Here is a 13,877-nt window from a genome sequence, read left to right as displayed (position 1 = left end):
ATACATGTTTTTTTATATTTTTCGGCAGTCTTTTTCACTTTCCTGATAATAATATTTTTACGTTTATCCGATAGTTCATCCCAAATAACACCCTCAAGCAATCCTATACCCAATTCTATTAATGAGCTATATAGCTTGAATCTCACCTCTTAATAATTCACTGACAAGTTTTGTGTCACCGATTAAATTAGTTTTTGTTGGTTTTAAATCCTGGTGAAAACCTATCCCCGATAGCACAGGTAAGCACTTATAAATCTTAAATCCAGCTGAGATCACCTTTGGTTCAAATTTACTTCCATTAGATAAAAATATTATATCCAATTCATAATTATCAGTGCAATAATCTTTAAGCCCATTTGCTATTTCCAATGCATGAGTGGCTTCACCGGCATCTGAAAGTATAACAGAAAAAACAATTCTTAAATGTTTTTTATTAGACATATAACTCCACCTCTCAATATATGATTGGATCTTTATTGGCTATAAATATAACTCCCAGCGTTCTCCTTTTACCAAGTGTTCTGTCCAAGTAGTATTATTTTTTGTTTCTTATCACGAGATAATGATCTTGTAATATATTTCATTGAATTAATTAACTCTTCTTTTTCATCTTCTTTTAGATGATTTAAAATTCTACTTAAATATCCTTTATCTACTCCTAATTTATTAATTAAATTATTGGCAGTACATTTATCAATTTCATTAATTTCAAAAATTATATGGACTTCTGTTATAGAATAAGAACTATCCAGTACGCTTTGATCTAAAAGTCCTAAAATATTTGTATAAAATCGACTAAAAATGCTTTTCTTTTTTATAATATATAGTTAAAGTAACAGATGATACTAACTGTAGAATTATATTATTAGACATGCTATAATTTATTAATACAATTGAATATGTTGCATGTGGGCTACTGGTATCACTCATCCCTTTTGAAGGGAGGTGATACAATGAGTAATGACATCTTAATGTTGCTTTTCGAAGGAGGACTTTTCCTCATTTCACTATTAACATTTATAGTATTACTTATTAAAGAAATAAAAAAATAGTAGCCCCTGCGCAAGTGGATACTACTATTTTTTATTGAAAATTTAGTGTTACCAGTTGCCTAAGCAACTAGATTGTATACTACAGGATGTTAGCGCATCCTGTTTTTATTTTCTTTGTTTCTTATATATATTATAACACAGATTATTATTTTAAATCATATTTTCATAAAATTTTCGTTCATATTATTTAAAACATATCTCTTTAACACGCTCATATCAACCTATTACACAGAAAAGCTACGTCATTTATGGTAATGTTATCCTTAACCGGTATAACTCAGATTTTTTATCAGATATATTAAAAAAGTATAATTCTCTTACCATAAAAAATTAAGAAAGGAAGGTAGGTATTATCCAACTTATACCTCAGGGCTTAAGAGCTACTTCTATTTTCTAAATTTACTTAATTGCAATATATAAATAGCAATGTGCTTTTCCATCTTTCGTATATTCACTTGGAACAGTGCTTTCAAAATCTGCCGTAAATGTTCTATGTATATCGCCTGATTTTTGTTCAGACCACACCTTTTCCCATGCCTTTCTTGTACAAACACTTATTTTTCCACTTTCATCTTTTTCATCATATTTTTTATAAAAGCCTTTATTTACTTCTGCATCCATCTTTTGAAAAAAGTCTACTGTTACAGCCAGTATCGTCAGATCATAATCTCCATTTTCATCACTAGAATAATTACTGTATTTTGAAACTGGAGAAATGCCTTGCTGAAACATATGATTGGTATCAAAAAGAATGGGTAGTTTTCCACTAACAATATCTTTCCATATTTCGCCAATTACTTTTATTCCTTCTTCATAATTATTCGTTCTTACTGTTACTTCCTTCAATTTGTAAGCCATAGTTTTATTCTCTCCTTATATAGATAATTACCTTTTTACTTTTTATATAATATCACACTTAATATGACAGCAGTATGTCACGATAATTTACTATTAACAGAAAACAGTATCTGCCCTTTTTTCATCTGAAGTAACTTGTGGAAATTCATTAGAAACCATTTCTTTAATTTTAGGATAATGCAGTCAATAGTTTATTTTACTTGTCATATCTATTATATAAAATACAATTTTGGATTTTTAAATATAAAAATCAGTCATACTTTCAGACAAAATTTTTAATTCTTTGAGAGGACTTTACAAATTTATATAGAATATCTAATTATATAATATAAAAGGAAGTTATGTTCCATTATATAGAAATAATAACATGAGCAGTTTAGACATGTATAGAACCTAATTTCATGATACACTATAAACATAAAGGAGAACTAACTATTGGCAATTAAATATTTTTTACAAGGATTTCTATTTGGGTTAGCTTATGTAGCTCCCATAGGATTACAAAATTTGTATGTAATTAATACTGCTATATCAAAAAATAAATCTATTGTATTTAAAACTGCTATTATAACAATATTTTTTGATATTTCACTTGCATTGGCTTGTTTTTTTGGTATTGGATTTATACTAGAGAAATTCATGATCTTAAAAAATGCAATAATGCTTTTAGGTGGTATTTGTGTTATTTATATAAGTATATCTTTAATTAGAACAACTCCAGACAACTTAGATGAACCCAAAATAAATGAAACAATTTTAAAAATAATATTAAGTTGTTTTATTGTAACCTGGCTTAATCCACAAGCTATAATAGATGGGACTCTTATTTTAGGTGGAATGAGAGCATCGTTAATAAAAAATTCCTCAAATTATTTTATAATAGGTACTTGTCTTGCCTCTTTTATTTGGTTTAGTTCCATATCAATTATAGTTTCTATTAATAAAACCAGGTTTAACACTAAAATTTTAAAAGTTATAAATTTAGTTTGTGGATTTGTAATGTTAATATACGGACTTAAATTATGTTACAATGTAATAATTCAATTTATATAATTTTTCAAATGTAAAAATAGCAGCTCTAACCTATGATTGGAAACTACTATTTTTATTTAAATAGTGATATCAAATTGTATGTTGCAATGTTGCATTATGTTGGCAATGTACACTCATCTGTTAAAGAAGTAAATCATATGGTAATTTCAATTATTGTTTAACTCTTTTATAATGTTTGTTTACAAGATGTAACTATAACTTCCAATGTTCTTGTAAGGAATGGACACTTTTCCTTCATTATATTAAAGTTATCTCCATCTTTTAAGAATTTAGCAGTTCCTTCAATTAAAAATCCAGTTCCAATGTATTTGTATCCCATTACTTCCTTACTTCCAAGAGTAAGTTTAACTTTAGGGTTAACGTTAATATTTTTTTCTGTAAACATTTTAATTTCCTTCCTTCTTGTATATTCTAGACATATATTGTCCTGGATAACATATGTCTAGAATATATTTTTTTCACCTTTTGTCAATAGATATAATTTTAAAAATAGAATATATTTAATGTTGAATGATAATAAATAATAGGATATTATTAATAAAAGATTATACAGATGATTATGTGTAGTAAATATATAAAGAGCTATGACAGGGTCTTATATTACCTTGTACATTAGACATTGAGGGGAGTATGAAAAATGAAATTTTCAGTAGGAGTAGAATATGCAATACATTGCTTATTATACATGGTAAACTCAGAGGAAGGTAAGTCTGTGAGAATAAGGGATTTAGCCACATTTCAAGGTATCTCTGAAACTTATTTGTCAAAAGTATATGCAAAACTAAGCAAGTCAGGAATTATAAAATCTATATCAGGTGTAAAAGGTGGTTATGCACTAGCTCGTAGTGCGGAAGAAATAACATTTTGGGATGTTATTGAAGCAGTAGAAGGAAGTAAATCATTTTTTCAATGTGCAGAAATCAGACAAAATACTATATTATTAGATAAAGATAATTTACCAGATACATATACCAAATGTCCTTGTTTAATAAAAGTTGTAATGTTGGAAGCAGAAAATGAAATGAAAAAATATTTAAGCAATAAGACATTAGCATGGCTATATGATGAGGTATATAATAAAAAGCTTCCAAAAGAGGTGGAAAAAGCAACAATTAAATGGTTTAATAATAAAAGAAAATGATAATGAACGTTTCCTGCCATTCATTAAATAATGGTGAAATGGCTTTTTTAGCTTTAACACTATAAACAGTCATATCAAATTCTCCATACAATGCTATTAGCAGGAATTGCTCCAAAATCAATATATTATATAAATAAGCTTTATTTCAGATTTCCAAGAATATTATTCACTTACATTTCTTTATGGTACTTAGAGAAATATATCATATAAACTGCAAAAATAATCAAATATGCAACAAGTGCAAATAAAATTATGAGTAAATTGGCCATTATAAAACCATAAATAATTATAAGAATACCAAATACTATTCCCATAATATCAAAGGCCATTGCTTTTGCTTTATCCTCAATACTGATATTTCGTTCATCTTTATCTAATTTTTTAATAAAAATCCTGTTATATATTCCGTTTATAACTAAATATACAGATACCGACATAAAAATTGCAGATATAATTTTTGACGTATATCCTCCTACAAAAAATATTATAACCATATAATTAAGCGCAAGATAAAAGAGAATGATTTCTTTTTTATTTAATTTATAATATTTTACTATTCATAAAATAATCTTAAAGATTACCAATTAAATACCCTATTCATCTTCTTATATTTATTAAAATCCCATAGCAGCTTTGACAATTTTCATTTGTTTCTCCGACGTAAGCATTTCTAAAAGTTTAAATGCCACATGAGAAGCTGTTTCAGGGCAATATGAAGTAACAATATTTCTATTAACTACAATTGGTTCATTTACAACATTAACACCAAATTCTTTTAGCTGTTCTTGTCTATATGCATCTCTTAAATGATATGTGGTAGCTTTGCGATTATTTAAGACTCCACTCTTGCCTAATGGTAATGCCCCAACACAAATGGCAGCAATAATTTTTCCTCTTGAGTCAAATTCTCTTATTAATTTCAGAAAACGCTCATCATAAGCGTCTTCATAAAATCCAAATTCTTCAAAGCCACCAGGAATAGCTAGTGCATCATATTCATCAATATTAATTTCATCAATTGTCTTTTCGACTATTACAGGAATATTAAATGTACTCATAACTTGTTTATGAAATCCACAAGTTACCACTGGAACATCATATCCATAATCATTTCTAGCCCAACCCATAACATCTACAAATACACTAAATTCCATTGTTTCAAATCCTTTAGCCAAAAAAAGTAGTATCTTCATTTTAAACCTCCATATTCTTATCACATAAATAACGCTTATTGATAAATTGTAATATATTATATCATTTTATACAATAACCAACTACTCTTAATACTCTCAAAATATACCAATAATATTTATTAAAATATACTTTAAAATGTATAATTATTGCTATCACAATGGGCAAAATATGTCTGCAAAATACACTTTCAACTATACTGCGAGGCTTGGGTTGGCATGTGCAAAATAATTTAATACCAAATTGGATATAATCTCATCTTTCCTATTTTTCTCACAAAAATTTTTAAGATTCAATAAAATAGTATCTTTTCAAATATGCATACTCTCATATGTCAATTTTAGCTCCAAATAAATTAAAATTAAATGAACCATCTGGTAGATATATGCATCTAATTAGTGTAAGGTAAAAAAGTAGCGCTACAGCTTGCAAAGAAAGGTGGAAGTCAATTGAATAAAGATGAATTTGTAGATAAAGTTCTTGAGGCTGAATCTACTTTATATCATGTATCTAAATCAATTTTGATTCATGATGAGGATTGTGAAGATGCAGTTCAGTGTGCAATTTTAAAAGCTTATAATAAATTAGGTAAACTAAAAAAAGAACAATATTTTAAAACATGGTTGGTTAGAATTCTTATAAATGAATGTTATAGTTTGAAGCGTAAAGAATGCTCAAAGATATCTTATGAAGAATACTTTGAGTTTATCAAAGCTGATGATAAAAAGGATTATACCGAATTATATTTAGCTATTCAGAAACTACCAGAGCGTATTCGTATTACAATTGTTCTTTATTATGTAGAGGGATATTCGGTAAAAGAAATTAAACAGATTTTAAAAATACCTGCAGGAACTGTAAAAAGCAGATTATCAAAAGGACGAAAACTATTGAAAATAAATCTAGAGCATATGGAGGCAATTTATGGATAATTATAATTGGAATAATGTCTTTCTAGGCACACCCAAAAGTTTTAAAAACAGGGTAAGTGCAACATTAAGCAGCTTACCAGACCAAAAGGAGGGTGATAAAATGGAAAACAAAAAAATATATAAAAATGGATCATTTAAGAAAAGATTTATAATTGCACTGGTAGCTACTATGATGATAGGAACAACTGTATTGGCTGCTGGAAAAATATCCTCCATAACTTCAACTTCACATAATAGTGAAATGCCAACTTATACTACTATACCTACAGCAGAACAATTGAAAAAGGATTTTAAATTTAATCCTAAATTAGTTAACAAATTTTATAATGGATATACTTTTACAAATGGATGTATTGTAAATAATGAAGGAACTGATGATAAAGGTAATTCTGTAGCAAAAACAAAATCACTTAATTTTACTTATACAAAGGGGAATGATAAATTAGATCTCTATATGGAAAATGAAATATTAGGTGAAAGATCAAAGAAAGAGACTGTTATTGGTAATTATAATAGTATAGATTTATATTATCATTCATATGCTAACAAATTTGTGCCAGCAGATTATAAAATGACAGAACAAGATAAGAAGGATAAATTGTCTGGCAAATATGTATTTAGCTATGGATCTGACAAGGAAAAAATCTCTCAAGTCAAATATTTAAATTGGATGCAAGATGGAATTTACTATTCTTTCTTATCAATTGATTCTGATATATCACAAGAAGAATTAGTTAAAATGGCAGAGCAGATTATTGATACCAAATAAATTATTTAAATACCGTATTATTCAGAAATGAGTTTTACGGTGTTTTTATCTATCCAAACCATAATTTATACTTCTATCGGACAACCAGCATATAACTGAATAAATTCAATAAATGGGAACACTCCAAAATATTGACCGGAGTATACAATAACGGATTTCTGCCTATCTGATTTATAATTTTTGATGACTGCGGGCATTGACTTGCCTGAATATCTATTTCCTTCCTCCATGTTTTTGAATAATTGAAAGTACATATATTCTATTAATGTCATAGTGATATGGAAAGTTATGAAATTATATTTCGTGCTTTTAAAATCTTTAAGTTTCCAGAAATCTTTTATCTGTCTGAAGTTTTCTTCTACCTCTGGTCTTAACTCATACGTATTTATTATCTGTTTTGCAGTCTTATTTGTATTAGTAGTTAAAAATATATAATACTTGTCATCACATTATTCTTAACATAATGGTTATATGAATCTATAAGATTTGGAAAGCTGACGTCAGCAGCATCAATGCTGCCGCATCTTATATTTTGTAGAACTTTCTTTTTATTATTTTTACTGAGTTATAACATTATAAACATCCTCCGGATTATTAATATATTTATAATTTTACTTTTAAACTTAATATTTTGCCATAGTATATCGTGATTTTTTTATATTACGAATTGAAGTTACTTATAATTTCAAGTTTAATTTTCAAAAAATATGTTATAATATATATAAGAAGCCGTTACGGTTTATAGTTTAAGAAATCTTTTAATTAATTAAACTAAATGTACTTTGCGAGAGTGCATTTAGTTTTTTGAGTTTTTATCTTTGTTATCATCAACGGTAATTGAAATTTCATTATCGTTAAATTTAGAGCTGTTCTTATATTTAAGAATAGCTCTTTCTTTTAAGTATGCGAGTGTAGAAAAAATACCCACTATACCAACTACAGTAACACATACCATAGCTGTAATAACAATATATCCGCCCATGCTGCCACCTCCTAGTATGATAAACATGTAAACATTAAACAATAGTTTTCCTAGTATGATAAACATGTAAACATTAAACAATAGTTTTCCTGCCTAAAGCTTTAATCTATATAATATCTTTATAGCTTTAAAGTTCATTTATATAACTATTGTTTAATAACTCATCTTTTGAGACAATATTCTCGTATAGATAGAGGTTTACGCCCACCCCCATGAGGCTTTTTGACCTCGGAGCAGAGACTGCTACCTCTTCTTTGCGAGATGTTGCGTATAAGCTGGATGTTAATTGTATTTTTACAATTTTTCGTATATCAAACTAGGATGTAACTTGCATATGTGAGAGGATTCTATCTAAATAATCTTTTAAATGAAGGTGACTTTTTATGTATATTGTTGGTGTTGATATTGGTAAAAATAATCATGAAGCTACTATTATTGATGATACTGGTTCTATAATTGGCAAATCTATAAAATTTACTAATTCCCATAATGGTGGAAATAAATTAATTGAACATATAAAAAAATATACTCGCAATTCTAAAGTTATATTTGGACTTGAAGCTACAGGTCATTATTGGCTTTCATTATATTCATTTTTAATGACAAAAGGATATGAGATAAACGTTATTAATCCTATTCAATCTGATAGCTTTAGAAATTTGTATATTCGTAAAACCAAAAACGATACTAAAGATTCTTTTATAATTGCAGAAGTTATTAGATTCGGTAAATTTACTAATACAAAACTTTGTGATGATAAAATTCTTGCTCTAAGACAACTTTGCAGATATAAACTTTCTTTAACTACTGAAATTTCTGAACTTAAATGCAGAATAACTACAGTACTTGATCAAATTTTTCCAGAATATAATAAATTATTTTCTGATATCTGGGGTGTAAGTTCTAAAGCTGTCCTTGAAAAGTGTCAAACTCCAGAAGGAATACTGAAGTTAAGTATAAATGATTTAACTGAACTATTGAAAACAAAAAGTAAGGGGAGACTTGGTTTTAATAAAGCTGAAGAGATTCAAAATGCAGCTAAAAACACTTTTGGTATTAAGATAGCCAAAGAAGCTTTTAAATTTCAAATAAAACAACTTATTAGTCAAATACTATTTCTTGAAAAACAAATGAAATCTCTAGATTCAGAAATTGAGTTTTATTATAATCAATTTAACTCTCATTTAACAACTATTCCTGGAATTGGTTTCGTCACTGCTGCTATTATTCTTAGTGAAATTGGGGATATTAAACGTTTTAAGAATTCTTCTAGTCTTGTAGCTTATGCTGGAATTGATCCTACTGTTAAGCAATCAGGACAATTTGTATCTAATAACAATAAAATGTCTAAAAGAGGTTCACCGTATCTTAGACGTGCCTTGTTTTTAGCTGCTTCAACATGTGTCCTTCATGATAGTCCTCTTAATAAATATTATAATAAAAAGCGAAATGAGGGAAAACATCATTTAGTTGCTGTAGGAGCCACAGCTAATAAATTAACACGTATTGTTTTTGCTGTCATGAGAGATAAAAGAGATTATACCCCTATTAACTAAGCAATATTATAACTATATTAATAACTCTATGTAAAATTTTAACTATTAATTGTTTAATAGTTTATTTGCTTTGCCCAAAAATGATACCATATTATTTATTTTTAACATTTCATAATAAACAAAAATATAACTCGAAATATTATAATTTTTTATGAAATCTATTGACTTATCATAGCTGGTCTCTGCTGTCAATTACCGTAACGACCTCTTTGCAAGAGATAAATTCCGGGAGGTGACTAACTAAAAAATATTTATACTCTCGTATATATTATATCATATAAAATAGTTATTATATAGAAATTTGAGTGCCTATAAGCCATGTATTTACAAGCTCTGTACGTCTTTTTCCTATTATTTTTGTTACGATAGAATAAGATTTCCCATGTAAATAATTTAATACAGGTGAACACAATATTTCCGACTTATAGTATTATGGAAAGATATTTAAGTTTCAGGATATAAATTGGGCTAAATTTATTTATAATAATAGATCTAAAAAAATAATATATCTAAATACAATTTGGATAATTTAATGATTAAATTTAAAGATATGATAGAAGATCCCCAGTATGTTTATAATTATGATGAAGAATACTGGGCGGATTATATATATCAGAAGCTTCAGAGCTTACATTAGATAAATTATATATATAAGATCACTTTTTAAATAAGGTGCCCTATTTTTTTAAGATAGGATAAATTAATGATAATTTATCAACAAATTTCAATATTTTATATAAAAAGTCTAAATTGAATGTTACTTAAAAGCTATTTCATTTTTTAATCTGAACTAAATTAATTTCTCTGGAACAAATCTGGAGGAAATTCTCTTTATCAATATGTAATCAAGTATCAGTATAACGCCTCCACCTATAATCATTACAGAATTGCTAATCAAAAATACGCCTGTCATTTGAGCCACTAATAGGAGAATAATTGGAATAACAAGAAGACCACTTACCTGCTGTGCTTCCTGAAATGTTTCTGATTTTGCCGATACCATCACAGTGAATATCAGGGATAGTAAATTGATTGCAGGGGAAATCCATAATATAATTATGAGCCATTTTACATCTGGAAAAATAAGTTTTGAAAAGTAGATAAAACCTCCTATGTTAGATAGGATGCCAAAAATTATAAATGAAATCAATGTAATAATATAAGAAGGCACAAAAACTCCTAAAATTTTGGCTCTAAGCAGACGTTCCATGGATATTGGCGTGTAAAGCAAAGACTCCATAGTTTTATGTTCCTTTTCTCCAACAAAACTACTGGCACCAATAACTCCGGAGCACATTATGGGAATTATAAGAAAATATGATGGAAACATAAGGTTCACTGTTATTTTTATTAAAAGCTGCGAAGAGTTGTATGCATCATATTCAGAAGGTAATTTTTTTATAAGAGGTGCTATTTTTGTAAATATACTTAAATCATTTCCAATATAATTAGCACCTATCAATATTGCCAGTGGTATGATTACAACCATAATAATGGGCACAATAGTCATTGGCAGGATAACTCTTTTTGAAATTACTATTTCATTTATATCTTTGTATATCAATGCTTTTTCACTTTTATTCATAATTCAATCACTCCAAACTTATAATATTGGATTATCAGACATACCTTTTATGTATTTAAAGTACAACTCTTCCAAAGACCATTTTTTCTGTACAGCTTCATAGATTTCTCCACCACCTGCAAGTTTCCTTTTATTAAAATATTTGCCTCTTTATCACCTAAAATAGATTTGCTGTATACATCATCATGTTCGTGAGTAAATCCAAATTTCTGCGAAATGTTTTTTCCTCTAATTTTTAATCGAAGGGCTGCATTTTTCAAGGATGGTATTTTATTAATAAATAGAAAATGAGGTGTACTAAATTTAATAGCCGTTAAAAAATACATCAAGTGATTATAAATTGAAATTTATATTCTTTGGTTCTGAAGAGGTTGGTTGCAGACACTATTGCAAGTCCATTGTCATCTAATTAATTTTTGATTTGCCATTATTTATCACCATTAAAATCATATCTGCCGCCTTTTTTGCACCACCAGCAGCTTTAAAACCTTTCGATATTTTATCTGCATTTTCTTTATAAGTATGATCATTTAATATCTGTTCAATGGCATTTTTTATATCATTAGGATTGTCACTCTTAAGCATAATACCTGTTCCCAATTCCGCTGCTCGTGTTGCCACCAATGCCTGTTCACTATGTTGGGGAAATAACAGCATAGGAACACCATAATACAAACTTTCATTTACGCTGTTCATACCACAATGTGTCAGAAATACATCAGTTTTCTTTAGCACTTTAATTTGATCTACCTTAGCTTTTACTTCAAAGTTAGATGGCACTTCGCCTAAATCGGTAATCTCTGTTTTTTCACCTACAGACATAATTACACTTACATCACATTCCTTTAATGCCTTGATGCAATTTTTATAAAAACTATAATTTTTATTCAATACAGTCCCCAGGGAAATATAAACTGTTCTGTGTTCATGCCTAGGATCTTTTGATTCTACATCTATTATAGATGGACCTATAAACGCATATTTATCCGAGAATGTTTCAGACATAGGCTGAAATTCCTTTGATGTGTACACTATAGTATTGGTATCATTATCATTTTGTATAAGAGAAATAAAATTTTTTACATTATAGCCATTTATTTTTAAAAGTTTCATTTTTTTATTTATACGAGGAATTCCTATAATAGTACGAATGATTTCTCCAATACCGCGCTTCATCATTTTTGCCGTGTATTGATTAAATGCAAATGTTGTAGTTGAACATATATATTGAATCTTTAATTTCATTGCAAAAAGCTTCCCCCAAATGCATATAGAATCCGATACAATGCAATCTGGATTAAACTCTTGTAACTCACTGCATACCTTTCTATCTAAACTGATTGTCGTGTCAACTACCATTTCAATTAATGCAGCAAAATCTTTTCCTACTTTTTTCTCATCCTGAGAACGTAATTCCGGCAAATATTCATCGCAACTAATAAACTTTGCCCCCACAGATTCGATTCTTTCCTTGAACATATTAAAAGAATAGTACCATACTTCATGTCCTCTTTTAGTCAATTCATTAACTACGGGTATTGTTGGATTTGTGTGGCCATATGCAGGAATACAAAAAAACACTATTTTTTTCATATTGACCTCCTAAATTAATTTTTTTATTATGTAATCCCAAATAACAAGTGCCGAGTTTTTCTTGCCATCTATGGAATTCAAAATATTTTTTAATACTTTTATATTTTCTTTATAAGCTGGTTCCTTAATTATACTATTTACAGCAGACTGTATATTATGTGTATTCCACTTGTTTATTGGTATACGTATACCTGCACCTTGTGAAACTATATTATCAAGATTTATTTGCTATAAATATAACCTGGTTTGTATTGCACATTTTTAGAATGTGGTTAACCCTGACAAATTGAAATTTGACAACGTACCATTATGCTTATACTATTCGCCTGCTCTTTTTGCCGTATATCACAATGGTTACAATTGAAACAAGAACTATCGCAGCGTTTGCGGCAATGGTTCCCGCCCAAGTCACAGTCATGGTGCCAAAGATGGGGGATGCCGCATTGAACATGGTGTGGAATAATACGCACATAAACACACGACCTTTTCCTGATATTTTGTAGATTGCCCCGTTGAAAAACCGAAACGCAATAAGTTGAACTGCAAACATCCAAAAGTTAATGAGTCCCTCTCCGTGATTCGTCCCCGGAATGAAGAAAAGAGGGATATGCCATGCTGTCCAAATGATTCCAGTAAAAATAGAAGATAAAATAAAGCCATATTTTTTGTTAAGTCCAGGCTGCAATATGTACATCCAGCCAGCTTCCTCCAAGCCACCGATAATAAGATTACCTGGTAGGGAAAAGAAAAACGTATAAAATGGAAGTCCCATTACCGCATGGCCTGAAACTGCAATATGTATCAAAAAATACAGTGCAAGCCCTGCAACAACGTACAAATAGAGAGATATAGTATTTTTGGCGTAAAAAACAGTTTTCAACCATTCCTTAAAATCTGCTATTTTGTCATTTTTACCCAGAACGATATATGAAGCAATAGCAGGCGATAAAATATAGATTGCAAAAGGAATATTCATCCCAAATTGCTGTAACGAGTGAACCCAATTGTGAACCGAATATCCGAATTTCCCAAGAGCAATCAAGGCACCTGACACAAGATAGGCTATGCAAAATGTCAGCATCGTAAATTGTACTATGATCTTTTTATCTGTCACGATTTCTTCACCTCAGATTTTGCAGTATACATGAATTTTGACGGATAGACG

The 13,877-nt window shown here is 28.8% G+C and carries 16 protein-coding genes and 2 pseudogenes; 6 read left to right on the top strand and 12 right to left on the bottom strand.

Annotated features, from left to right (window positions below; genetic code table 11):
• Positions 1-126: 126 nt before the first annotated feature.
• On the bottom strand, positions 127-441 hold the full coding sequence (locus J418_RS0105590; RefSeq protein WP_017752094.1) for a hypothetical protein: 315 nt from the start codon (positions 439-441) through the stop codon (positions 127-129).
• 458 nt (positions 442-899) lie between these two features.
• Between J418_RS0105590 and J418_RS17000 the strand changes: the two genes are divergently transcribed.
• The gene (locus J418_RS17000) at positions 900-1,052 is read left to right on the top strand and encodes a putative holin-like toxin (protein WP_323419934.1); all 153 of its coding nucleotides are present in this window, start codon (positions 900-902) and stop codon (positions 1,050-1,052) included.
• A 399-nt stretch (positions 1,053-1,451) separates the two neighbouring features.
• Here the strand turns inward: J418_RS17000 and J418_RS0105580 are convergent, their stop codons facing one another.
• Entirely contained in the window at positions 1,452-1,910 is a 459-nt protein-coding gene (locus J418_RS0105580) for a hypothetical protein (protein WP_017895018.1), read from the bottom strand.
• Between the two features lie 435 nt (positions 1,911-2,345).
• Between J418_RS0105580 and J418_RS0105575 the strand changes: the two genes are divergently transcribed.
• Positions 2,346-2,963 carry a LysE/ArgO family amino acid transporter gene (locus J418_RS0105575; RefSeq protein ID WP_017895017.1) on the top strand — a complete coding sequence of 206 codons (618 nt, stop codon included), beginning with the start codon at positions 2,346-2,348 and terminating at the stop codon, positions 2,961-2,963.
• A 166-nt stretch (positions 2,964-3,129) separates the two neighbouring features.
• Here J418_RS0105575 and J418_RS0105570 read toward each other — a convergent pair.
• Positions 3,130-3,342 (bottom strand): annotated as a pseudogene (locus J418_RS0105570) (pyridoxamine 5'-phosphate oxidase family protein); the annotation flags it as partial.
• A 258-nt stretch (positions 3,343-3,600) separates the two neighbouring features.
• On the opposite strand from J418_RS0105570, the gene J418_RS0105565 reads away from it, so the two are divergent.
• The gene (locus J418_RS0105565; RefSeq protein ID WP_017752099.1) at positions 3,601-4,104 is read left to right on the top strand and encodes an RrF2 family transcriptional regulator; all 504 of its coding nucleotides are present in this window, start codon (positions 3,601-3,603) and stop codon (positions 4,102-4,104) included.
• Between the two features lie 170 nt (positions 4,105-4,274).
• Here J418_RS0105565 and J418_RS0105555 read toward each other — a convergent pair whose 3' ends face one another.
• Both J418_RS0105555 and J418_RS0105550 read right to left on the bottom strand, forming a co-directional pair.
• Positions 4,275-4,598 carry an MMPL family transporter gene (locus J418_RS0105555; protein ID WP_235807104.1) on the bottom strand — a complete coding sequence of 108 codons (324 nt, stop codon included), beginning with the start codon at positions 4,596-4,598 and terminating at the stop codon, positions 4,275-4,277.
• Between the two features lie 120 nt (positions 4,599-4,718).
• Complete coding sequence (locus J418_RS0105550) at positions 4,719-5,297, bottom strand: DJ-1/PfpI family protein (protein WP_017895015.1); 579 nt, start codon at positions 5,295-5,297, stop codon at positions 4,719-4,721.
• A 447-nt stretch (positions 5,298-5,744) separates the two neighbouring features.
• On the opposite strand from J418_RS0105550, the gene J418_RS0105545 reads away from it, so the two are divergent.
• Together J418_RS0105545 and J418_RS0105540 are read left to right on the top strand one after the other, a co-directional pair.
• Positions 5,745-6,227: an RNA polymerase sigma factor gene (locus J418_RS0105545; RefSeq protein WP_017895014.1), complete on the top strand. Its 483-nt coding sequence runs from the start codon at positions 5,745-5,747 to the stop codon at positions 6,225-6,227.
• A 100-nt stretch (positions 6,228-6,327) separates the two neighbouring features.
• The gene (locus J418_RS0105540; RefSeq protein WP_235807098.1) at positions 6,328-6,996 is read left to right on the top strand and encodes a hypothetical protein; all 669 of its coding nucleotides are present in this window, start codon (positions 6,328-6,330) and stop codon (positions 6,994-6,996) included.
• Positions 6,997-7,061: 65 nt separating this feature from the next.
• On the opposite strand, the gene J418_RS16040 is transcribed toward J418_RS0105540, so the two are convergent.
• A complete protein-coding gene (locus tag J418_RS16040) occupies positions 7,062-7,427 on the bottom strand; it encodes a transposase (RefSeq protein ID WP_080629769.1) in 366 nt (121 codons plus the stop codon).
• 365 nt (positions 7,428-7,792) lie between these two features.
• Complete coding sequence (locus tag J418_RS15465; RefSeq protein ID WP_017895012.1) at positions 7,793-7,978, bottom strand: hypothetical protein; 186 nt, start codon at positions 7,976-7,978, stop codon at positions 7,793-7,795.
• A 383-nt stretch (positions 7,979-8,361) separates the two neighbouring features.
• Between J418_RS15465 and J418_RS0105530 the strand changes: the two genes are divergently transcribed.
• Complete coding sequence (locus J418_RS0105530) at positions 8,362-9,534, top strand: IS110 family RNA-guided transposase (protein WP_017895011.1); 1,173 nt, start codon at positions 8,362-8,364, stop codon at positions 9,532-9,534.
• 790 nt (positions 9,535-10,324) lie between these two features.
• Here the strand turns inward: J418_RS0105530 and J418_RS0105515 are convergent.
• The 5 genes and pseudogenes from J418_RS0105515 to J418_RS0105500 all read right to left on the bottom strand — a co-directional run bounded on the left by J418_RS0105515 (position 10,325) and on the right by J418_RS0105500 (position 13,826).
• On the bottom strand, positions 10,325-11,119 hold the full coding sequence (locus J418_RS0105515; protein ID WP_017895008.1) for an ABC transporter permease subunit: 795 nt from the start codon (positions 11,117-11,119) through the stop codon (positions 10,325-10,327).
• An 18-nt stretch (positions 11,120-11,137) separates the two neighbouring features.
• A pseudogene (locus J418_RS16770) lies at positions 11,138-11,379 on the bottom strand (ABC transporter ATP-binding protein); the annotation flags it as partial.
• A 145-nt stretch (positions 11,380-11,524) separates the two neighbouring features.
• Positions 11,525-12,712 (bottom strand): macrolide family glycosyltransferase, encoded by a 1,188-nt coding sequence (locus J418_RS0105505; RefSeq protein WP_017895006.1) that lies wholly within the window; start codon positions 12,710-12,712, stop codon positions 11,525-11,527.
• A gap of 9 nt (positions 12,713-12,721) precedes the next feature.
• Positions 12,722-12,922: a hypothetical protein gene (locus tag J418_RS16995; protein ID WP_328585798.1), complete on the bottom strand. Its 201-nt coding sequence runs from the start codon at positions 12,920-12,922 to the stop codon at positions 12,722-12,724.
• Positions 12,923-13,025: 103 nt separating this feature from the next.
• Positions 13,026-13,826 (bottom strand): CPBP family intramembrane glutamic endopeptidase, encoded by an 801-nt coding sequence (locus J418_RS0105500; protein ID WP_017895005.1) that lies wholly within the window; start codon positions 13,824-13,826, stop codon positions 13,026-13,028.
• Positions 13,827-13,877 lie beyond the last annotated feature (51 nt).

The organism is Clostridium tyrobutyricum DSM 2637 = ATCC 25755 = JCM 11008 (genome assembly GCF_000359585.1).
GTDB classification, from domain to species: Bacteria; Bacillota; Clostridia; order Clostridiales; family Clostridiaceae; genus Clostridium_B; species Clostridium_B tyrobutyricum.
Note: the sequence above shows the minus strand (reverse complement) of the source record. Positions and strands in the feature narration are given on the sequence as shown.

Bases quoted from the DNA above. Each gene is read 5' to 3' on its own strand.
- J418_RS0105565 (WP_017752099.1), top strand. From the start codon at position 3,601: ATGAAATTTTCAGTAGGAGTAGAATATGCAATACATTGCTTATTATAC.
- J418_RS0105515 (WP_017895008.1), bottom strand. From the start codon at position 11,119: ATGAATAAAAGTGAAAAAGCATTGATATACAAAGATATAAATGAAATA.
- J418_RS0105505 (WP_017895006.1), bottom strand. From the start codon at position 12,712: ATGAAAAAAATAGTGTTTTTTTGTATTCCTGCATATGGCCACACAAAT.
- J418_RS17000 (WP_323419934.1), top strand. From the start codon at position 900: ATGTTGCATGTGGGCTACTGGTATCACTCATCCCTTTTGAAGGGAGGT.
- J418_RS0105555 (WP_235807104.1), bottom strand. From the start codon at position 4,598: ATGGTTATAATATTTTTTGTAGGAGGATATACGTCAAAAATTATATCT.
- J418_RS0105530 (WP_017895011.1), top strand. From the start codon at position 8,362: ATGTATATTGTTGGTGTTGATATTGGTAAAAATAATCATGAAGCTACT.
- J418_RS15465 (WP_017895012.1), bottom strand. From the start codon at position 7,978: ATGGGCGGATATATTGTTATTACAGCTATGGTATGTGTTACTGTAGTT.
- J418_RS0105590 (WP_017752094.1), bottom strand. From the start codon at position 441: ATGTCTAATAAAAAACATTTAAGAATTGTTTTTTCTGTTATACTTTCA.
- J418_RS0105550 (WP_017895015.1), bottom strand. From the start codon at position 5,297: ATGAAGATACTACTTTTTTTGGCTAAAGGATTTGAAACAATGGAATTT.
- J418_RS0105540 (WP_235807098.1), top strand. From the start codon at position 6,328: ATGGAAAACAAAAAAATATATAAAAATGGATCATTTAAGAAAAGATTT.
- J418_RS0105580 (WP_017895018.1), bottom strand. From the start codon at position 1,910: ATGGCTTACAAATTGAAGGAAGTAACAGTAAGAACGAATAATTATGAA.